The organism is Amycolatopsis sp. NPDC058278 (assembly GCF_042881395.1).
Lineage (GTDB): Bacteria > Actinomycetota > Actinomycetes > Mycobacteriales > Pseudonocardiaceae > Amycolatopsis.
The window spans coordinates 1-20,261 of record NZ_JBHVXZ010000106.1; the positions used below are offsets into that span (position 1 = coordinate 1).

20 protein-coding genes are annotated in these 20,261 nt (G+C 71.8%); 7 read left to right on the forward strand and 13 right to left on the reverse strand.

Annotation, left to right across the window (positions count from 1 at the left end; translation table 11 throughout):
- The first annotated feature begins 151 nt into the window (after window positions 1–151).
- Window positions 152–1,852: a post-COAP-1 domain-containing protein gene (locus ACFVYA_RS37880; protein ID WP_387051969.1), complete on the forward strand. Its 1,701-nt coding sequence runs from the start codon at window positions 152–154 to the stop codon at window positions 1,850–1,852.
- Window positions 1,853–1,910: 58 nt separating this feature from the next.
- Here the strand turns inward: ACFVYA_RS37880 and ACFVYA_RS37885 are convergent, their stop codons facing one another.
- From ACFVYA_RS37885 to ACFVYA_RS37915, 7 genes are all read right to left on the reverse strand, one after another.
- Window positions 1,911–2,726, reverse strand: a complete 816-nt coding sequence (locus ACFVYA_RS37885) for a hypothetical protein (RefSeq protein ID WP_387051971.1) — start codon at window positions 2,724–2,726, stop codon at window positions 1,911–1,913.
- Entirely contained in the window at window positions 2,723–3,352 is a 630-nt protein-coding gene (locus tag ACFVYA_RS37890; RefSeq protein ID WP_387051972.1) for a hypothetical protein, read from the reverse strand. Before ACFVYA_RS37890 ends, ACFVYA_RS37885 begins: the two co-directional genes overlap by 4 nt.
- Before the next feature lie 21 nt (window positions 3,353–3,373).
- On the reverse strand, window positions 3,374–4,387 hold the full coding sequence (locus ACFVYA_RS37895; protein ID WP_387051974.1) for a hypothetical protein: 1,014 nt from the start codon (window positions 4,385–4,387) through the stop codon (window positions 3,374–3,376).
- A gap of 247 nt (window positions 4,388–4,634) precedes the next feature.
- Window positions 4,635–5,192 (reverse strand): ATP/GTP-binding protein, encoded by a 558-nt coding sequence (locus ACFVYA_RS37900; protein ID WP_387051976.1) that lies wholly within the window; start codon window positions 5,190–5,192, stop codon window positions 4,635–4,637.
- A 16-nt stretch (window positions 5,193–5,208) separates the two neighbouring features.
- Window positions 5,209–5,580, reverse strand: coding sequence for a DUF742 domain-containing protein (locus ACFVYA_RS37905; RefSeq protein WP_103338558.1), 372 nt, complete (start codon window positions 5,578–5,580; stop codon window positions 5,209–5,211).
- The gene (locus ACFVYA_RS37910; RefSeq protein ID WP_086851216.1) at window positions 5,577–6,002 is read right to left on the reverse strand and encodes a roadblock/LC7 domain-containing protein; all 426 of its coding nucleotides are present in this window, start codon (window positions 6,000–6,002) and stop codon (window positions 5,577–5,579) included. The genes ACFVYA_RS37905 and ACFVYA_RS37910 overlap by 4 nt, the downstream gene beginning before the upstream one ends.
- A 53-nt stretch (window positions 6,003–6,055) precedes the next feature.
- Window positions 6,056–8,458 carry a nitrate- and nitrite sensing domain-containing protein gene (locus tag ACFVYA_RS37915; protein ID WP_387051977.1) on the reverse strand — a complete coding sequence of 801 codons (2,403 nt, stop codon included), beginning with the start codon at window positions 8,456–8,458 and terminating at the stop codon, window positions 6,056–6,058.
- Between the two features lie 520 nt (window positions 8,459–8,978).
- Between ACFVYA_RS37915 and ACFVYA_RS37920 the strand changes: the two genes are divergently transcribed.
- Together ACFVYA_RS37920 and ACFVYA_RS37925 are read left to right on the forward strand one after the other, a co-directional pair.
- Window positions 8,979–10,397: a fatty acid desaturase gene (locus tag ACFVYA_RS37920; protein ID WP_387051979.1), complete on the forward strand. Its 1,419-nt coding sequence runs from the start codon at window positions 8,979–8,981 to the stop codon at window positions 10,395–10,397.
- A 1-nt stretch (window position 10,398) separates the two neighbouring features.
- Entirely contained in the window at window positions 10,399–11,025 is a 627-nt protein-coding gene (locus ACFVYA_RS37925; RefSeq protein WP_387051981.1) for a TetR family transcriptional regulator, read from the forward strand.
- A 21-nt stretch (window positions 11,026–11,046) separates the two neighbouring features.
- Here ACFVYA_RS37925 and ACFVYA_RS37930 read toward each other — a convergent pair whose 3' ends face one another.
- The 4 genes from ACFVYA_RS37930 to ACFVYA_RS37945 all read right to left on the reverse strand — a co-directional run bounded on the left by ACFVYA_RS37930 (window position 11,047) and on the right by ACFVYA_RS37945 (window position 14,103).
- Entirely contained in the window at window positions 11,047–11,877 is an 831-nt protein-coding gene (locus tag ACFVYA_RS37930) for a haloalkane dehalogenase (RefSeq protein ID WP_387051982.1), read from the reverse strand.
- A gap of 5 nt (window positions 11,878–11,882) precedes the next feature.
- Window positions 11,883–12,320 carry a MarR family winged helix-turn-helix transcriptional regulator gene (locus ACFVYA_RS37935; RefSeq protein WP_387051984.1) on the reverse strand — a complete coding sequence of 146 codons (438 nt, stop codon included), beginning with the start codon at window positions 12,318–12,320 and terminating at the stop codon, window positions 11,883–11,885.
- A gap of 212 nt (window positions 12,321–12,532) precedes the next feature.
- Entirely contained in the window at window positions 12,533–13,735 is a 1,203-nt protein-coding gene (locus ACFVYA_RS37940) for a kynureninase (protein WP_387052007.1), read from the reverse strand.
- Window positions 13,732–14,103, reverse strand: a complete 372-nt coding sequence (locus ACFVYA_RS37945; protein ID WP_285993611.1) for a DUF5997 family protein — start codon at window positions 14,101–14,103, stop codon at window positions 13,732–13,734. Before ACFVYA_RS37945 ends, ACFVYA_RS37940 begins: the two co-directional genes overlap by 4 nt.
- Window positions 14,104–14,145: 42 nt before the next feature.
- Here ACFVYA_RS37945 and ACFVYA_RS37950 point away from each other — a divergent pair, with 42 nt between their 5' ends.
- Entirely contained in the window at window positions 14,146–14,862 is a 717-nt protein-coding gene (locus tag ACFVYA_RS37950; RefSeq protein WP_387051985.1) for a LysR substrate-binding domain-containing protein, read from the forward strand.
- A gap of 31 nt (window positions 14,863–14,893) precedes the next feature.
- Here the strand turns inward: ACFVYA_RS37950 and ACFVYA_RS37955 are convergent, their stop codons facing one another.
- Entirely contained in the window at window positions 14,894–15,175 is a 282-nt protein-coding gene (locus tag ACFVYA_RS37955) for an isoamylase (RefSeq protein ID WP_285993609.1), read from the reverse strand.
- Between the two features lie 207 nt (window positions 15,176–15,382).
- Here ACFVYA_RS37955 and ACFVYA_RS37960 point away from each other — a divergent pair, with 207 nt between their 5' ends.
- Window positions 15,383–15,898, forward strand: coding sequence for a hypothetical protein (locus tag ACFVYA_RS37960; RefSeq protein ID WP_387051987.1), 516 nt, complete (start codon window positions 15,383–15,385; stop codon window positions 15,896–15,898).
- A 52-nt stretch (window positions 15,899–15,950) separates the two neighbouring features.
- Window positions 15,951–16,118, forward strand: coding sequence for a hypothetical protein (locus tag ACFVYA_RS37965; RefSeq protein WP_387051989.1), 168 nt, complete (start codon window positions 15,951–15,953; stop codon window positions 16,116–16,118).
- 88 nt (window positions 16,119–16,206) lie between these two features.
- On the opposite strand, the gene ACFVYA_RS37970 is transcribed toward ACFVYA_RS37965, so the two are convergent.
- Window positions 16,207–17,004, reverse strand: coding sequence for an SdrD B-like domain-containing protein (locus ACFVYA_RS37970; RefSeq protein ID WP_387051991.1), 798 nt, complete (start codon window positions 17,002–17,004; stop codon window positions 16,207–16,209).
- A gap of 234 nt (window positions 17,005–17,238) precedes the next feature.
- Between ACFVYA_RS37970 and ACFVYA_RS37975 the strand changes: the two genes are divergently transcribed.
- Window positions 17,239–20,217, forward strand: a complete 2,979-nt coding sequence (locus ACFVYA_RS37975; protein WP_387051993.1) for a BTAD domain-containing putative transcriptional regulator — start codon at window positions 17,239–17,241, stop codon at window positions 20,215–20,217.
- Window positions 20,218–20,261: the final 44 nt, after the last annotated feature.

Consider the following 20,261-nt stretch of genomic DNA (forward strand, 5'->3'; position numbering starts at 1 on the left):
GGCGCCGGGCGGGTGGGGGGCCCCCCCCCGGCCCCCCCTCCGCGGGCGCGGGGGCGCCGCGACCCTGGCTGCGCACCGCGAACCCGCGGTGCACGACGGCTCGTCCCCGGCCTCGTCGGAATCCTGGCGTGCCAGGGGAAGGGTTGACACGATGCGAAAAATCTCCGGGGTGCTCCGCATCCCGTTGGTGTTGTTCTCCGTTGTCGCGCTCACCGTTTTCGGTTTCGCGCCGGTCGCCTCGGCGGCGGTGCTCTGGCCCGACGAGCAGGCGATGATCACGACCAGCACCTACCGGTCCACCTACGTCTACGACGTCGGAGTGGGGAACTCGATCTCCCCCGGGCAGTTCGCCCAGCCGGCGGTCACCGCCTTCTACGGTGCGCAGGGCGGCTTCGACCGCAACTTCATGGTCTGGGCGCCGATCGTGGCGATCGACCGGCCCCACGAACTCTGGAACGGGTGCGACGGGAACACCGGGGGCCTTTGCCCGCACGTCCGCGACGGCTTCCAGCAGATCTACGACGAGATCGGCACCGGACAGATCCACGTCAAGTACTGGAACGGCGCGTTCATCGGCGTGGCCTGCGGAAACTTCAACCACGGCGGCGCCGGACCGGTGCCGGTGATCAGCGGGACGAAGTTCGAGGACGTCAACGGTGATGGGGCTCGGCAGGCCTCCGAACCCGGCCTGCCCGGCTGGACGATCGACCTGTCCTACAACGGGACGCCTGTCGCTACGGCCGTCACGGACGCCGGGGGCACCTACGCCTTCTCCCTGAACGCCAACGCCCTCCCGGTCGGTGCCGGGACCTACGCCCTGACCGAACGTCCCCAGGCGGGCTGGGTCCAGTCGCACGCGCCGGCCCCCGTCTCCGTCGGGTACGGCGTGGGCGCAGCGCACTTCGGCGGGAACGATTTCGGGAACTACCGGCCGGCGTCGATCGGCGGGCGGAAGTTCGACGACCACGGGGCCGACGGCAGCGGGGCCGGTGATCCCGGGCTGGCGGACTGGACCTTCGACCTGGACAGCGGCGCGACCGCGATGACCGGGGCCGACGGCGGGTACGCCTTCTCCGGGCTGAGGCCGGGCACCTACACCGTCCGTGAGCGGCAGCAGGACGGGTGGCGCCGGACGACGCCGGCGTCGGGGAGCACGACCGTCACCGTGACCAGCGGCCAGGTCGCCGGGGGTGTCGACTTCGGCAACGTCTGCCTCGGTGCGGTCGCCGTCACCGCTCCGGACGGCGTGGCGATCCGGGTCGACGAGGTGAGCGTGCCCGGTGTCCTCGCGAACGATCCGCCGGCTCCGCGCACCGCGTCGGGTACCGCGACCGTCGGCGGGCTCCTGCCCGGCACCTACCGGGTGACGCTGATCCTGCCGGACGGCGTCTTCACCACCGACCCGGATCTCACCTCGCTGGACGGGAAGTTCGCCATCGTCAAGACGGTCACTGTTGCCGAGTGCGGGACGACCGCGGTCGCGCCGGCTTTCGTCACCTCGCAGCCGGGCAAGATCACCGGCGGGATCCGGATCCTGGTGCCCGGCGGGACCGCGACCGCCGGGTTCGAGTTCATGCAGCGCAAGGAAGGCCCGCGCGGCACACTCGAGTACAACGACCACGGCAACGGGATCGACCTGCACACCTCGGACATCACCGGGATCTCGGTCTCGGGACCGGACGCCTACGTGTTCGGGCACGCGGTGCTGAACGGGGTGCCGACGGGTTTCCGCCTCCACCTCGTGGACGCGGGTGAACCCGGGCGGGCGGACCGGTTCGAGCTGCTGCTGGCGAACGGTTATTCGGCCGGGTACGGCCGGACGCTCGACGGTGGGAACATCCAGATCCACTGAGAGATCCACTAAAAGCGGTCCCGGCGGTGTGCTTCCCCGCACGCCGCCGGGAGCCGGCTCAGTCCAGGCGCTTGGCCCAGTCGGTGAACGCGTCGACCAGGTCCTCCGGTGCTCCGGTGTCGCGCAGGCGGCGGACTTCCGCCTCGATGTAGTGGTGGTACAGCGGAACCAGCCCCGCCGCCAGCTCCGGCTCCACCTCGGCCGGCTCCAGCGGGTGGCCGGCGCGGACCTCCCGCGCCAGGCGGACCAGTGACGCCGCCGGTGCGTCCGGCTGCGCCAAGTACCACTCGATCGCTTCGTCGTTGTTCGCCGCGCGGCCCGTCGAGGTCGTTCCCGAATACAGGAAGCGGACCGGGAACAGCACCGCCTTCGTGAACCACACCTTGTCCACCAGCAGCCGCTTCGGTGCGCGGAACTCGGCCGTCACCTCCTCCGTCGCCAGGACCGCGATCGCGAAACCGGCGCTTTCCAGCAGCAGCTGCGCGGCGGCGGGCCGGGAGACCTCCGCCCGGACGTCTTCGCCGACGAGGACGCGGCCGTCGTCGGCCAGCTGCAGGCGGTCCAGGGCCGGGAAACGGCCGTCGTCGCGGCCTTCGCGCAAGGCCGGCAGCGATGCCCAGAACACCGAAAGCTTGCGGTGCAACGGGCTTCGCTCCTGCAGGGCCTCCGTCGTGCGCTCGATCGCCGAGCGGTCGCCGGCGTCGGTGAGGACCAGGGCCAGGTCGATGTCGCTGGCGGCCGCGGAGTAGCCGCCGTAGGACAGGCTGCCCAGCAAATAGGCGCCGATCAGGCGCTCTCCCAACGCTTCCTGGTAGGCCCGGGCGGCCTCGGCGGCGATTTCGCGGGCGGCGGCGGCCGGTTCGGTGGTCGTCATGCCGCCACCGTATCGCGGCGGGCGCACTCGGCGATGCGGTCGGAAACCACGCCGATCACCTGCCACGCCCGGTCCAGCACCGTGATCACCGCTTCCGGCGTCCAGTCGCCCCGCCGCCGCAGCACTTCGTAGCCCATCTCGAGGTGTTCGACGTCCGCCTCGTCGTGCAGCTCGAAGTATTCGTCGTCGGGGAACGCGCGCGTGCCGGCCTGGCTGAACACCAGGCTGCCGGCTTCGAGGGCCAGGTGGGCCAGTACCGCGCGCTGCACGCCGGGCAGGATCGCGAACTGGTCGACGAACCAGGACGCGCCCATCTCGATGACCGGGTCCCAGACCGGTTCCCGGTCGTCCGCGCGGCTGCGGGCCAGGATCTTGTCGTGGCCGACCTCTTCGGCCTGGTGCTCGCACGCGAGCGCGCGCAGTTCCGGGTCGCTCTCGAAGGTCACCCGGGCGCTGATCATCCGCTGGAAGGCGTTCGACCACGGCTGCAGGTACGTCAGTACCGTCTTCTTCGTTTCGGCCGTGGTGTTCTCGTCGGTCAGCAACCGGATCAGGTCCGACCCCTCGTACTCCCGTTGCCGCTGCTCGTTGTGGCGGGCGACCCGCTCGACGTCCTGCTCGGTCACGATCTTCTCCTTGACGGTCGGCTACCCGAGATCGACGGGCGAAAGGGGGGCGGGTGGCGGCCGGTCGTAGACCGGGAAGCGGAAGTACGTGGTCACGTCGCCGTGCCGGCCCGCCGCGCGGAAGCTCACCAGTTCCAGGACACCCCGGCTGCCGCTCAGCGGCCCGGGCGCCAGCGCGGCGGCGAGGGCGCGGAACCGGCCGGGGTCGACGCCGTGGTCGTGCAGCAGCGCGGCCGTGCGCTCCACGGCTTCGCGGTCGTCCGGCACGAGGGCGGGCAGCCGGAGGTACGTCGTGGATTCGGCGGCGCGGTCCACGCCGGACCGGAACGCCAGGCAGCTCAACGCCGCCTCGCCGGCGTCGGCGCCTTCGCCGGCCAGCGTCCGGTAGGCGGCCCGCGCCCGGTGGGAGTCGTGGTGCAGCGCCACCGCGGCGACGCGCTCGACCTCGGCCAGGCCGGCGTCGTGGTTGCGGTAGTAGATCTTGACCCGGGCCTGCGCGTCGTCGGCCAGGTCGACGGCGAAGAACTCGATCTCGCGGTCGCCTTCGACGATTTCGACCCGGCGGCGGGCGTCGGCCCAGGCCGTGGCCAGGCCGAGCCGCGCCATGGCTTCGGTCACCGCAGCCTCGCGTTGCGCGTGCGGCCACGAGTACAGCCCGAAGTACGTCTTGTGGACCACGCCGGACGGTGGCCGCCAGGCGATCGAATGCCACAGCGGCGCCGGTGACGGCCGGCCCGCGCGCGGCGTGAAGGTCTCGCGGACGTGGTCGAGGCGCCGGGTGCGGAAAACGCTGTCACCAGGCCAGACCACCTCGTGGCCGAGGCTGTCGAACAGCACGCGCAGTTCCGGCCGCGGTCCGGACCAGTTGACCGACATCTCGGCCGGGAAGCCGTCGTCCGCCACATAGGACGGCTGGGCGGGGACCGGGCCGATCCGCTCGTGCGCCCACGGCGGCAGCAGGGCCCGCACCATCCGGGTGGTCCGGACGGAATGCTCCACGGGGACGTCGAGCGCTTCGCAGGCGGTCGACCACATACCACTCAGGAAGTCGCCGAACAGACGACCCTCCGCCGGATAGTTTTCCCTTATATATTCGGGAAACTCCGGCATGCGACTCGTCACGAGCGGATGCTATCAGTTGGATGCTTGCTCAACTAAAAGTCTGCACCCGGGTGGTCCAGTCAATTGCGCCATGTGGGTACGCCGGTGCCCGCCGCGGCCACGGAGGGCCACAACGGACACCGGCGGTGTCCTGAGGGGACAAGCGGACAACGCGCAGGTCTCAGACCCGGGCGGCGGGCACCGCCGTCATCGCGTGCTTGACGAGCCGGATGAGGGCGAGCTTGCTGGAGTCGCGGTCGCGTGCGTCACACATGACGATCGGCACACGGTCCGGGACGACCAGTGCCTCGCGGATCTCGTCGGCGGTGTAGCGCGGCGCGTTGTCGAAGCAGTTCACCGCGACGACGAACGGGATCTTCCGGCGTTCGAAGAAGTCGATCGCGGCGAAACTGGTCTCCAGCCGCCGGGTGTCGACCAGCACGACCGTCCCGATCGCCCCGCGGGCCAGGTCGTCCCACATGAACCAGAACCGCGCCTGGCCCGGCGTCCCGAACAGGTACAGCACGTGCCGCGGCGAGATGGTGATCCGGCCGAAGTCCAGCGCGACCGTCGTGGTCGTCTTCCGCTCGACGCCGGACAGGTCGTCGACACCGGCGCTCGCCTCGGTGAGCACCTCTTCGGTGGTCAGCGGCGGGATCTCGCTGACCGAACCGACCATCGTGGTCTTCCCCGCGCCGAAACCGCCCGCGATGATGATCTTGACCGGCGTGGGGACCATGTCCGCCCCCGTGCCGTCAGTACTTGATGAGGCCATCGAGAACCGCCTGGAGTGTTTCGAGGTCCGGCGCCTGCGCCGGGTTGTGGGCAGGGGAGCGCGTGATGACGAGGCCGCGTTCGATCAGGTCGCCGACGAGCACCCGCACGACCCCGAGCGGGATCTTGACGTAGACGGCGATCTCGGCGACGGACACCGGGTGGCGGCACAGCTGCACGATCGCCACGTGCTCCGGGCCCAGCCCGGCCGGCTCCTGCTCCGACCGCAGCGTCATGACCTGCGTGGACAGGTCGAGCCGCGCGGTCCCGGCCGGCGTCCGCCCGCTGGTGATCGTGTACGGCCGGACCAGCGGCCCGGCGGCTTCGTCGTACCAGCCGTCTTCGGCACTCATGTGGCCTCCCGGAGGACCGACGCCGCTTCTCGCGGCGCGGACGCCATGTAGTCACCGACGCGCTTGACGAGCCGGCTCATCTCGTAGGCGATCATTTCGACGTCGACGTTGTCCGCGGCCAGCACCGCGAGGCAGGCACCCTGCCCGGCCGCGGAGACGAACAGGTAGCCGCGTTCCATCTCGATCATGTTCTGCAGCACCGGGCCGCGGTTGAACTGCTTGCTCACACCCTTGGCGAGGCTCTGCAGGCTGGAGGCGATGGCCGAAAGCTGGTCCGAGTCGTCCTTGCTCATCCCGGCCGACTTGCCGATCAGCAGCCCGTCGGCGGACAGCACGATGGCGTTCTGCGCGCCGACCACGCGGTTCACCATGTCGTCGAGCAGCCAGTTGAGATCGGGTTTGGGGTTCCCGTACTCGTTCATTCGACTTCAGACCCTGACTTTCCTGTGTGGACTTTCCGGTGTGTGGTCGGGGATTAGGAGTGGTCGTCCGGCCCGCCGCGCCCGCGGCGGGTGCCCTTGTGGAACGCCGCGAGCGTGCGCGCGGTGCCTTCCCCCGGTGCCACGACCTCGTCCTGGCTGTCGTCGGGTTCGTTCTCGAGCTGGGCGACGAGGTTCTGCTGCGGCTCCCGCCGGGGCAGCCGGGGCCGGTCGTCGGTCGGCCGCACGTCCGTTGCCGGAGTGACGGCTGCCGGCTCCGGCGCCGCCGCCGGCACGGAGGGCAGGGCGTCGGGCGGGGTGAGGGCGCGTGCCGGGTACGGCCTCGGCTTGGTGTCTCGCTTCATCGGGATCTGGCCGCTGAACGAGCTGGGCGTGTCCATCGTGCGGAGCGGGCTTTCTGCTGCCTGCGGCGCCGGGGCGCCCACCGGGGCGAGGACCGCGGTGTCCTCCGCCGGCGTGGACCCGGGGCCGTCGGCCCGGTCGGCGTCCTCGCCGGCCAGGTGCTGGGTGGGGATGAGGACGGTGGCGCGCAGGCCGCCGTAGCGGGAGGGGTCGAAGGTGACGGTGATGCCGAGCCGGGCGGCCAGGCGCGCGACCACGAACAGGCCGAGGCTGGAGTCGGCCCGCAGCGCCATCGCGTCGAACTCGGGTGCTTCGGCCATCATCGCGTTGGCCCACTCGCGGACGGCGTCCTTCATGCCGAGCCCCTGGTCCGACACGTCGACGACGACACCGCGCGCGACCATCCGGCTGGTCACCTCGACCGGCGAGCCGGGCGGCGAGAACGACGTCGCATTGTCGACGAGCTCGGCGACGAGGTGGATCGTGTCGGCGACCGCGGCGCCGACGATCGCGACGTCGGCCACCTGCTCGACCTGGACCCGGGCGTACTGCTCGGTTTCCGAGACGGCGGCGCGCAGCACCTCCATCAGCGGGACCGGCTTGCGCCAGCGGCGGCCGGGCTGCTTGCCGCCGAGGATGATCAGGTTCTCGGTGGTGCGGCGGGCGCGCGCGGCGAGGTGGTCGAGCTGGAACAGCGACGCCAGCTGCGTCGAGTCGTCCTCGCGCGCTTCCATCTCGTCGAGGATCTGCAGCTGCTGGTGGACGAGGACCTGGTTGCGGTGCGCGATGCCGAGGAACACGTTGTGCACACCGCTGCGGGCCTTCGCCTCGCTCGCCGCGGCGTTGACCGCGGTCAGCTGGGCCACGTTGAACGCCTCGGCCACCTGCCCGATCTCGTCGCGGCCGTGGTCGAGCCGGGGGAGTTCTTCCTTCAGGTCGACGGCTTCGCCGTTCTTCAGCCGCTCCACGATGTCCGGCAGCCGGTTGCGGGCGAGGTCGAGGGAGTCGTTGCGCAGCCGCGCGAGGCGTGTCATCAGCGCGCGGTCGACGAGCGAGCGGGACACCCGCACCGCGACGATGATCGCCGCCAGCGACGCGAGCAGGGCCACGATGCTGCCGACGATGACGTTGCGCAGCTGGGCGTCACCGGCGTCGATCGCGGCGGCGGAAACCTTGTCCGCCTGGGTGATGGCGAGGTCGTTGAGGCCCTGGGCGACCTGGTTCGTCGCGTTCTCCCAGTCCGTTTCGGACACCGGCACGGACTTCTGCTCGCCGGCGGACCACGGGCCGTGCTTCACCAGCGCCTCTTCGGCGGTTCCCAGTTGCCGCCAGGCCGTGCTGGTGGTCAGCGCCTGGTACCGGTCGCGGACGCTCGCGTCGAGGAACGGCGCGATCTGGGTCAGCTGGGTCCGGTAGAGCCCGGACAGCTGCGCGAACTGGGCGAAGTCGTCGGGCGCGAACGTGCCGGCGGAGAAGGCGGTGGAGACCAGCGACGTCTCGCGCGACATCATGTCGCCGGCGCGGAAGACCGAGGTCGCCGTGATGCCGCCGGTCGCGGCTTCGGAGTCGGGGACGATCCGGGCCTGGGTGTCGAAGAGGTTGGACGCGGTGTCCATCACGCCGTTGTAGTAGGTGTTGACCTGGGCCCGGTCGATGCTGCGGAAGCTGACCTGCGAGCGCAGCACGGGCAGCTGGTCGAACTGCGCCTTGAGCGCGTTCACCTTGGACGCGATCTCGTCCGGTGCGTTGGAGATGGTCGCGGCGAACGCGTCCTTCAGCTCGGAAAGCTTGGCGTCGGTGGCCTTCTGCTGCTGCTGGAGCCGCGCCGGGCCGAGCGCCGGGTCATCGAGGTACTGCAGGGCGGTCTGGCGTTCCTTCTGGAACTCGGCCAGCGCGGTGGCGGCGGGGATCGACACCTCGCGCACGGACGCGGCGACCAAGCGGACGTAAACGCCATTGAAGAGGAAGTACGACGAGACCGCGATCCACAGCACCAGCAGCGTCACGCTGGGAATGAGAACGGTCCTGGTCAGCCTTTTGCGGATCGACTTGTCGTACGGCTTGTCCGACTCGTCCCTGGGGTCTTTGTTCAGCACGGCGGTTCACGAACTCCTGAGTGACGGTCGGCGAGGAATGGGGACCCGGACGAGGAAGCGGACACGACGATGGGACACAGCGGCCGCCGTCACCCGTCTTCGCCTCACCCTCCGTGTTGCCGCAGAATCGATCAGGGTCCGTTTTTTACCACGAACCCCTGACGCCCGTTCGGTGCGACCCGGCTTCCGGACACTCGTCCGCCGGGCGGCGAACAGTGTTTACTGTCTGCTCCGGGACGATTACCGGCATTTCCTCAGGTACTGGCGCTGTGGCCTATTTCGGGATGTCGATCACTGGGCCGAACGGGTGAAAGTGAATTCCGCCGGTTCGGTGTGTGCAGTGGTTGACGGCGGAGGAAAGAAGGGAACGGGCGGTGCCCGGAAGTTCCCTTTGCCGCCGGGACTCCGGTGTCGGACGAGGAGGACGTCCGCTCTCCGGAGCTTTACAACAGCTTCGTCATTGTCAAGCTGGATGGACGTCGGCTATCGTCTTGTCCACTCAGCCGCCAAGGAGAGTGTGATGAGCGAAGCGATCGGGACCGTGCCCGCCGGCTCGACCGAGCTGTGGCGCGACCGCAAGCGGTACCTGTGGCTGATCGGCCTGGTCGTGCCCTCCCTGGCGTTCCTGGCCATCGGGCTGCACGCCGCCACCGGGTGGGGTGGCTGGTTCTGGATCGGGCCGGTCGTGATCCTCGTGATCGTGCCCGGCATCGACCTGGTCGCCGGGCTCGACCGGAGCAATCCGCCCGACGACGTCATCGCGCGGCTGGAGAACGACCGCTACTACCGCTGGATCACCTTCGCCTTCCTGCCCGTCCAGTACCTCGGCTTCGCCGCGGCGTTCTGGCTGATCGCGCGGGGCGAGCTCAGTGTGGTGGACAAGATCGGGCTCGCCGTGTCGATCGGCTGCGTCGGCGGGATCGGCATCAACACCGCGCACGAACTGGGCCACAAGAAGGAAAGCCACGAGCGCTGGCTGTCGAAGATCGCACTGGCGCAGAGTTGCTACGGGCACTTCTACATCGAGCACAACCGCGGCCACCACGTCCGCGTGGCGACCCCGGAGGACCCGGCGAGCAGCCGCCTCGGCGAAAGCTTCTACCGCTTCTGGCCGCGCACGGTGTTCGGCTCGCTGAAGTCGGCCTGGCGGCTGGAGCGCAAGCGCTACGCCCGGCGCGACCGGCACCCCTACCGGCTCGGCAACGACGTGCTCAACGCCTGGCTGATGTCCGCGGTGCTGTGGGCGGCGATGATCGCCTGGCTCGGCGCGGGTGTGCTGCCCTACCTCGTGATCCAGGCCGTCGTCGGGTTTTCGCTGCTGGAGGTCGTCAACTACATGGAGCACTACGGCATGCTGCGGCAGCGGGTCGGCGGGCCAGGGCGGCGCCGGTACGAGCGCGTCGACCCCAGCCACAGCTGGAACTCCAACAACATCGCCACGAACGTCCTGCTCTACCACCTGCAGCGGCACAGCGACCACCACGCCAACCCGACGCGGCGCTACCAGACGCTGCGCGACTTCGCCGAGTCGCCGGTGCTGCCCACCGGGTACGCCGGGATGATCGTGCTGGCGCTCGTCCCGCCGCTGTGGCGCCGGGTGATGGACCCGCGGGTGCTCGCCCACTACGGCGGTGACATCTCGCGCGCCAACATCCAGCCGGGCAAGCGGGCGAAAGTCCTGGCCCGCCACGGAACCCGGGTCACGGCGGCCGGGCGCGAGCTCGCCGACACCCGTGGCGACGCCACCGAAGGCGGCATGTGCCCCGGCTGCGGGTACGTCTACGACGAACAGCGCGGCGACCCGCGGGAGGGCTTCCCGGCCGGCACCCCGTGGGCGGCGATCCCGGACTCCTGGTGCTGCCCGGACTGCGGCGTGCGCGAGAAGGTCGACTTCGTCGCGCCGGGGCGGGTGGGCCCGGCCGGGGGTGGCACGACCTAGAATGCCGATCATGAGCGGGGCGGTTCCGGTGCCGGCGGAAGGTGGTCAGCACCGGCGGCCGATCATCGCCGCGGCGATCGAGCTGACCGCCCGGTCCGGCTGGCCGGCCGTCACGATGGCCCGGCTGGCGGAGCTGGCGGGCGTCAGCCGCCAGACGGTGTACAACGAGATCGGCTCCAAGGCCGCGCTGGCCGAAGCGATGGTCGCGCACGAGCTCGGCCGGTTCCTGTCGGTGGTCGGCGCCGCCTTCGACCGCCACCCGGACGACCTGGTCGAGGCGATCTACGACGCCGTCCGCGCGGTCCTCGAGCTCGCCGACGACAACACGCTGCTGCGCGCGATCGTCTCGGCGACGCACGGCACCGCCCCCGAACTCCTCCCGCTGCTGACCACCGACGCGGGCGCGCTGCTCACCCGGGCGAAGGCGGTGGTGGCCGAGCGCGTGGCGGCCTACCGCCCACCGCTGGCCGTCGACCAGATCGACGTGGTGATCGACCTGGTCGTCCGCACGGTCCTCAGCCACGTCATGCAACCATCGGACACCCCGGCCCGGACAGCCGACGGCCTGGCATGGGTCGCGGCGCGGGTCTTGGGGGTGGCGGCGAACCCGCCTCTGCGGCACACGTGAGGTCCGGGCCGGTCGTGGGTGTCAGCGGAGGCCGTGCCGGTCCAGCCAGGCCGCGATCTCCGCGGCGATCTCTTTCGGCCGGTCCTCCTGGGCGTGGTGTCCGGCTTCCCCGCAGGCGACGACGTCCAGCGCGGCGATGTGGCCGGCGCACCACCGGGCCATCTTCTCGCCGATGAGCAGCGTCGGTGAGCCTTCGAACGTCATGAGCAGCTTCGGGGTGTTCTCACTGGCGGCCAGCCACTCGTCGTAGGACTCGATCCGGGCGACCAGCTCGGCCGGGTCGCCGCCCAGTGGCAGCTGGCGCGCCCAGGCGAGGACCGGGCGGCGGCTTTCGGGCGTCGGGAACGGGGCGAGGTAGGCGGCCAGGTCGTCGTCGGCCACCGGGGTGCGTACCCCGCCGGTGAACGCCTGGCGGATGAAGAGGTCCTGCGTCAGCACCAGGTCCTCGCCGGCGCCCGGGGTGCGGATCCGGCGTGACCGCTCGGCCGCCTGCGGCGTCAGGTCCTCCCAGGCCATGGGCTTCACGATGGTCTCGAAGAACGCGACCCCGCGGACCCGGCCGGGATTCCGCGCCGCCCAGTCGAAGGCCAGCGCGCCGCCCCAGTCGTGGCCGACGAGGACGACGTCGTCGAGGCCGAGGCCGTCGAACCAGGCGTCGAGGTAGTCGGCGTGGTCGGCGAAGGTGTAGGCGATGTCCGGCTTCGGCGACCGGCCCATGCCGATGAGATCGGGAGCCAGCAGCCGCCCGCCGCCGACGTGCGGGAGGACGTGGCGCCAGCTGTGCGACGAGCCGGGGTTGCCGTGCAGGAAGACGATCGGCGCGCCGGTGCCGGATTCTTGGTGGTGCAGCATGGCCTTCAGGGCTCCAGTGGGGTGTCGAGGAGGAGGGTGAGCTCCCGCGCCAGCGCCGCGGTGCGATCGCCGGTCCGGCCGCCGAGCGGGGCGAGGAGCCGGTCGAGCAGCTCGGCCACGGTGGCGATCGCCGGCTCGGTCACCTCGCGCCCGCGGGCGGTAAGGCGCAGCCGGACGGTCCGGGTGTCGGCGGGGTCGCGGGTGCGTTCGACGAGACCTTCGGCGTCGAGCGCGCGGGCGAGCTTGGAGACGTAGAGCGCTTCCAGGCCGGTGTGGTCGGCCAGTTCGCGCTGGCTCGGGCTCGCGCCGGCGCGCTCCAGCCCGGAGAGCGAGGCCAGGAAGACGTACTGCGCGTGCGTCAGCCCGATCGGGGCGAGGGCGCGGTCCACGGCGACCCGCCACTTCGTGGAGAGCCGCCAGACGAGGTGACCGGGAGTGCTCATGCCGGAAACTGTACATGGCTATTAAGTACATGGCTACTATTTCCGACGCCCACCCGGTCCTCCGAGCGGCTGGACGGTGCCGTACCTGGGCATCGCGCCGGCCGAGGGACGGCTGACCCGCCGGACCGGTGCGGTCCTGCTCGCCGGGTATCCGGCGAGCGTGGTCGGCGTACCGGGCGCCGCTCGAGGTAGCTTGCCGCCGCCGGGACGGCTCAGCCGGCGAGCCGGCGGATGCGGTCCATCGCCCGCCGGACCTCGGCGAAGCCGGTGGTCAGCGGGCTCAGCCCGATGCGGATGCCGTCGGGACGGCGGAAGTCGATGAGCACGCCGTGCTCGATGAGGACGCGCGAAAGGCGTTCGGCGTCCGGGTGGCGGAGGGTGACGTGGCCGCCCCGGCGGTCGTCGTCGCGCGGGGAGGCGACCGTGAAGCCGAGCGGGACGAGCCACGCGTCGGCGAGGGCGAGGACCCACCGGCCCAGCGCGACGGCCTTGGCCCGCACGCGGTCGATGCCCGCTTCCGCCAGCAGCGCCACGCCTTCCCGGACGCCCACCATGCCGAGCACCGGCGGCGTGCCGGAGAGCGCGCGCCGGATGCCGGGCGCCGGCACGTACTTCGCGGCCATGCCGAAGGTGTCGGCGGCGCCCATCCAGCCGGTGACGGGCTGGCCGAACGCCGCGTGGTGGCGCGCGTTGACGTAGAGGAACGCGGGTGCGCCGGGCCCGGCGTTGAGGAACTTGTAGGTGCAGCCGACGGCGAAGTCGGCGCCGGCCGCGTCCAGCTCGACCGGGAGCACGCCGACGCTGTGGCAGAGGTCCCAGACGACGAGGCCGCCGCGCTCGTGCACCACCCGCGTGACGGCGGCCAGGTCGGTGATCGCCGCCGTCCGGTAGTCCACATGGGACAGTGTGACGACCGCGGTCCGCGGCCCGGCGGCCGCGGCGACGTCTTCGCTTCCGGCCCACCGGACGGTGAGGCCGAGTTCGGCGGCGACGCTCTCCACGAGGAACCGGTCGGTGGGGAAGTTCGCGGTGTCGGTGACGATCTCGTCCCGCCCCGGCCGCAGCGCGACGGCGGCCCGGAGCGCCTTGTAGAGGCAGACGGACGTGGAGTCGGCGACGATCGTCTGCCCGGGCGCGGCCCCGAGCGCGACGCGGCCCAGCTCGTCCCCGATCGCCTCGGGCAGCGCGAGCCAGCGCTCTTCCCAGGACCGGATGAGCCGCGCACCCCACTCGTGGGCTACGAGTTCCTGGAGCCGTTCGGCGGTGGCCCGCAGCGGACGGCCCAGGGAGTTCCCGTCGAGGTAGGCGACGACCCCGGGGTCGGTGATCGGGACGAACCGGTCGCGGAAGGCGGCGAGTTCGTCTTCGGTGTCGAGGCGGTCCGCGGCCTCGGGCGAAAGATCGGCGGCGGTCAGTGCTTCTGTTCCTTGACCCGCGCCGCTTCCTGCCGCACCTCGGCCTGGGTGGCGCGTTCCCGCACCAGCCAGTCGGGGCTCTCCGCCTTCAGCGCCTCGATCTGCTCGGTGGTCAGCGGCTCGGTGAGGCCGCCGCGGGTGAGGCCGCCGATGGAGACGCCCAGCTTCGCCGCGACCACCGGCCGCGGGTGGGGGCCCGTGCGGCGCAGCTCGCGCAGCCACTCCGGCGGGTCGGCCTGCAGCGCGTTCAGCTCGTCGCGCGTCACGACGCCCTCCCGGAACTCCGCGGGGGTGGCTTCGAGGTACACACCCAGCTTCTTCGCCGCGGTCGCGGGCTTCATCGTCTGGGTGGTCTTGTGCGACGTCATGCCGTCCAGGGTAGCCAGCGTCACTCCCGGTAACCTGACCCGGTGACCTCTTTCAAGCTCGCGTACGTCCCGGGAGCGACGCCCGCCAAGTGGGTGCGGACCTGGGGTGAGCGGGTGCCGGAGGTGCCGCTGACCCTCGTCCCGGTCGCCGCCGCCGACGCGGCGGGCCTGCTGCGCGCCCGGGACGCCGACGCGGCGTTGCTGCGGTCCCCGATCGACCGGGACGGCCTGCACGCGATCCCGCTCTACACCGAGACGACGGTCGTCGTGGTGCCCAAGGAGCACCTGATCGCGGCGGCGGACGAGGTGTCCACCGCCGACCTGGCGGACGAGGTCGTGCTGCACCCCCTCGACGACACGCTGGAGTGGCCGGCGCTGCCGGGCCGCCCGGCGGTTTCGCGGCCCGAGACGACGGCCGACGCGATCGAGCTGGTCGCGGCCGGCGTGGGGGTGCTCGTCGTCCCGCAGTCGATCGCCCGGCTGCACCACCGCCGTGACCTCACCTACCGGCCGGTCGAGGACGCGCCGCAGTCGAGCGTCGCGCTGTCGTGGCTGGAGGAGGAGACGACGGACCTGATGGAGCAGTTCATCGGGATCGTCCGCGGCCGGACGGTGAACAGCACGCGCGGGCGCCCGGCGGCGCCGGCCGAACGCCGGCGCCCGGAACGCAAGCCCGCCGCGGCGAAAGCGGCGAAAGCCGGGAAACCGGCCCGGCGGGCCGCGGGCGGGGGCGCGGGGAAGCGCCGCCGCCGGACCTGAGCCGTCAGCGCCATCAGCGTCGTCAGCGTTGTCAGGAGGTCGCGCAGACGCAGTTGCCGTCGGCGCGGTCGGGCAGGTCGGGGTCGTCGAACCAGTGCCCGTCCTCGCCGAGGTAGCGGAACTGCAGGACCGTGCCCGGCGCCACGTCGACCACCGCCGACCGGCGGCCGTTGGACCGCGGGGTGAGGTGGTGGCGGCCGGGAGTCCAGTCGTTGAACGAGCCCACGACGCTCACCCGGCCGGGCGGCGCGCCGATCGGGAGGCTGAAGGTGACGCGCGGGGTGCCGGCCCGGCTCTTGCTGATCTTGATCACTGGTGTTCGGGGCCTTTCGCGGGGGTGGGCGGGGTGCTTGCTCGGCACTGAGCGCCGACATGATGGCACACCTGTGACGATTCGGTCACGCCCAGTGCCCGATTGGGTTACAGCGCCGCTCAACGGTTCGCCACCGACCGGGTGGTCCTCGGATGAACCATGATCATCTTGGGGTTGCTTCCGCGTGGCGGTGGGAAACTGACTGCCGTGACCGTCGCCGCTGATCGTCAAGTCAAGGACCCGTGTGCCTGGCTCAGCGCCGTCACCCACGAGCTCGCCGACGCCCATCCGGCCGACACGCGAGCGGTGCTCTTGACGGTGTGGGACGGGCTGGTCGCCGCCCGGCTGGCCGGGCTGTACGCCGCGGCCGCTTCACCCCGCTGGCGGGCCAGACAGCGTCACGCCGAAGCGGTCGAGTTCGATCTCGCCGTGCAGCTGGCGCGAAACTGCACCATCGGCACCGGCCTGGCCATCCCGGCCCGGCTGCCGCGAGCCGCGGTCGCCTGGCCGGGGGAGCGGGCGGACACGGCCGTCGCGGCGGTGGTGTCGTTCTGTGGCACGGCGGAAGCGCTGCTGCGCCGGGCGGGCGAGCTGACGCCGGTGTGGGAAGACAGCCTGCTCGGCCCGGTCGCGCTGACCCGCTGGCTGGCGGACTGCTGGACGGGCCGCCACACCGGCTGCCCCCTGCGGCTCCCGGTGCCCCCGCCGCCGTGGTGGCGCTGACGCGCGTGTCCGTCAGGTGAAGGCTGGTGCGAGGGGAGAGAGGAGGCCGGGAGTGACCGACCCGTGTCCGAGACTCCCGGAGGCAACCCGCGCGGCGGTCCGCGCGCTCCTGCTGGCCGAGCTGACAGCGGCGGGCCGGCGCGCGCGAGCCGCAGGCTGCTCGCCCGAGGCGCTGACGGCGGTGTTCGAGGCCCGGCGCCGTTCGGTCGAGGACGGCTGATCGGCGGCACGCCCGAGCGCCGGTGGACGCACGAAGAAGGCCCGGTCCCCCCTCCCAGGGAACCGGGCCTTCCCGCCCCCCGGCGGTGTTAGCTCGTGGTCAGCGTGGTCGAGAGGACGTCGTTGGCCGGGTTGGTGTCAGTGCTGGCGAAGATGCCCTTCCACACGGTGAACTTGATCTCGGCGGCGGACAGCGGCTTCTCGACGACCACACGCGCACCGACCCACTCGTACGAATTCGGGTGCTTACGGTCGTAGAAGAAGCCGGTGACCTTGCCGGCCGGCTCGGTCGCGTAGTACGGAGGCATGCCGCCGCGACGCTCGAGGACGCGCAGGCCGTCCGGCAGCGAGAGCTGGCCGCCGAACTGGTCGTAGACGTTGCCGTTCGGGTTCGCGGAAGCGCTGATGTCGATCACGTCGCCGACCTTCGGGTCCCGGTTGCTGATGAGGATCTGGACGGTCTCGTAGTCGACCTTGGCGGTGGCGAAACCGCTGTCCAGGCCCTTCACCCGCTGGCCGGCGGTCAGGACCACCGGGTTCCAGAGCTTGCCGTCGGAGCCGCGGAACGCCGAGTCGCCCCCCACTGTCGTCCAGCCTTGGCCGAACCCGGCGCGGTCGGTCGACTTCACCGCGTAGCTGCCCGCCGGGAGGTTCTTGAACTCGTATTGGCCTTTGGCGTCCGTCTGCACCGCGTTGCCGGTGCCGTCGATCACCATCCACTGGCCCGCGATGGCCGGCTCACCCACGTCCTTCAGGCCGTTGCTGTTGCTGTCGAGCCACACGTCGCCGGTGATGGAGCCGGTGGCGTCGGCGTGCGCCGGGCCGGCGAGGGCGAGCGGTGCGGCGACGGCGAGAGCGAGAGCGGCGAGGCGAGCGAGGTTCTTCATTGCGGTTTCCCCCTCGGGACTTGATCTGCTGGTTGCGACAACGAGAACACTGCCGGGGCGGCCTTCAAGAAACCTCCAGGTGGCCTTGGAGCTTTTCTGCAGGCCGCTGTGGCGGGAGGATCACAGGATCGTCACGTCGGGGATGATCGGGACAACGGCACCGCGCGGTTCCCGTCTGTAGATTGGGTTTTCCGGACTGTGGGGGCGAGCGTGGAATTCCGGCTGTTGGGCTCGATGGCGGTACTCGTTGCCGGGAAACAGGTCCCGCTCGGTGGCCCGAAGCCGCGTACGTTGCTGGCGGTGCTGCTGGTCAACGCCGGCCGCGTGGTGCCGATCGACACCCTGATCACCGCGCTGTGGGGCGAAACACCGCCGAACAGCGCTCGTTCGGTGCTCCACACGTACGTTTCGGCGCTGCGCCGGATGCTCGGTGACCGCGACGACGCGCTGCGCAGGCAGGCGCCGGGATACGTCCTCGACGTCGCCCCCGAGTCGATCGACCTGGTCCGGTTCGAGCGGGGGGTGAGCGCGGGCCGGCGAGCGCTCGCGGCCGGTGACGCGCAACTGGCGTCGGCGACCTTGACCGAGGCGCTCGGGTGGTGGAGCGGATCCCCGCTCGGCGGAGCCGAGGGCGAGTGGGCGGAGACGGAGCGGACGAAGCTGGCCGAGGCCCGTCTCGCCGCGGTGGAAGCCCGGCTGGAGGCGGACTTCCGGCTCGGCCGCGGCAGCGCGCTGACCGGGGAGCTGACCGAACTGGTCGCCGAGCACCCGCTGCGGGAACCGTTGCGGGCCCAGCTGATCCTGGCGCTGCACCAGGCCGGCCGCCAAGCCGACGCGCTGGCCACCTTCCACGAGGCACGCCGGCTGCTCGACGACGAACTCGGGGTGGAACCGGGACCGCGGCTGCGGGCGGCGTTCCAGACGGTGCTGGCCGAACCCGCGGGCGAAGCGGCGGCACCGGTCGCGGCGCTCACCCCGAGCCTGCTGCCCGCCACCATCTCGGACTTCACCGGCCGGCGCGAAGAAGCCGACCGCGTGCTGCGGGGCTTGCGCCCGGGTGGTTCGGCGGCCCGGGTGTGCGCCGTCTCCGGCAAGCCGGGGTCGGGCAAGACCACGCTCGCCGTGCACGCCGCGCACCGGATCCGCGACCAGTACCCCGACGGGCAGCTCTACGCCACCCTCCACGGCAACCACCCCGAACCGGCCGATCCGGACGAGGTGCTCGCCCGGTTCCTGCACGCGCTCGGGGTGGCCGACGCGGCAATTCCGGGCAAGCCGGCCGAGCGCGTCGACCTGTACCGGTCGCTGCTCGCCGATCGCCGGGTGCTCGTGGTGCTCGACGACGCGGCCGGCGAAAAGCAGGTCCGGCCCTTGCTCCCGCCCGGTGGCGGCTGCGCGGTGCTGGTCACCAGCCGGGTCCGGCTGGCCGCGCTGGAGGGCGCCGCGCTGCTCGACCTGCACGAACTGCGCGAGGAGGAAACCCTCGAACTGCTGGCCAAGCTGGTCGGGCCGAGGCTGGCGGCCGAACCGGAGGCCGCGCTGGAGATCGTGCGGCTGTGCGGGCACCTGCCGCTCGCGGTCCGCATCGCGGGCGCCCGGCTGGCCGCCCGGCCGGACTGGACGGTGGCCCGCCTGGCGCAGCGGCTGGGCCGGAAGCAGCGGCTGCTCAACGAACTCGTCCTCGGCGATCTGGAGGTCCGGGGCAGCCTCGCGGTGAGCTACGACGGCCTCGGCGAGCAGGAACGCACCGCGCTGCGCCGCCTCGGCATGACCGGCGTCCCGGACTTCGCCGGCTGGCTCGCGGCTCCGCTGCTGGACATCCCCGTCGCCGAGGCCGAAGACGTGATCGAGCGGCTGGTCGACGCGCAGCTGCTCGACCCGGCCGGCGCCGACGTCACCGGGCTGAGCCGGTACCGCATCCACGACCTGACCCGGGTGTACGCCGGTGAGTTGTGCGACGCCGAGGAGACGGCCGACGACGTGCGCGCGGCGCTGGAGCGGGTGGGCCGGGACGCGCTGGAGCTGGTCCGGCACGCGTCCGGCCGGACACCCCCGCCGGCCGGCTCCGGGCGGCTCGACCAAGCCGTCGTCGAAGGCATCCGCGCCGATCCGGACACCTGGTTCGAGGCCGAGGAAGAGCTGCTGGTCAGCGTGGTCGAGCAGACCAGCGAACGGGACCTGGTGGGCACCGCGGCCGCGCTGGCTTCGGCGCTGTCCGCGTCGAGCTTCGCCGCCCGCAACCAGTTCCGCCAGTGGCGGCGGACCCACACCGCCGCGCTGGCCGCGGCCCGGCGGGCCGGCGACCGCGCGGCCGAGGGACTGCTGCTGAGCGGGATGGGGACGCTGTACTTCGAACAGGACCGGTTCGACGAGTCGCTCGCCTACCACCACCAAGCGCTCGCCGCGTTCGCCGAAGTCGGCGACCGGCTCGGCCAGGCCAGGACCTGGTTGAGCATGAGCGTCGTGCTGCGCGAACACGGCTCGTTCGCCGAAGCCGAACGGGCGCTGACCGAGGCGGTCCCGGTGCTGCGGAGCGAAGGAACCGACGAGGAGCTCGCCCAGGCCGAGCACAACCTCGGCATGATCCTCACCGAATCCGGCGACCTCCTCCACGCGGCGGAGTCCGTGACCAAGGCGCTCGAGTTCTGGCGCGCGTCGGGCAACCGCCGTGGCGCGGCGCTGGCCCTGCGGTCGATCGGCATCATCCACCGCGCCGCGGGCAGGCTCGGCGAGGCCGCCGACTGCTGCGCCCGGGCGGCGGCCGAACTGCGGCTCGTCGGCAGCAGGCTCGTCGTCGCCTACGCCGACCAGGCACTGGCCAAGGTGCGCATCCGGCAAGGCCGGGGCGAGGAGGTCCGGAAGTCGCTCGAGGAGACCCTGACGGTCTGCAACGAGCTCCAAGACGGCTTCGGCCAGGCGCTGCTCCTGCGCACCCTCGGCGAGCTCGACCTCGCGACGGGCGCGCCGGAGGCCGCCACCGCGCACCTGACCCGGTCCCTGGAGTGGTGGCGGGCACTGGACCTGCCGGTCTGGCAGGCCAGGACGATCCGCGACCTGGCCGTCGCGGCGGCGTTGTCCGGAGACGAACGCCGGGCCGTCGAACTGCGCGACAAAGCCCGCGCGGTGTTCGAGCGGTACGGCTGCCGCGAGGCCACCGAACCGCTGCCGCTCCCGCTCCCGCTGCCGCCGAACGCGTCCCACCGAGTCCGGTAGAAACCTGCGCTCGCCGGCTCCGCGCGCTGCCACTCGGTCGCCCG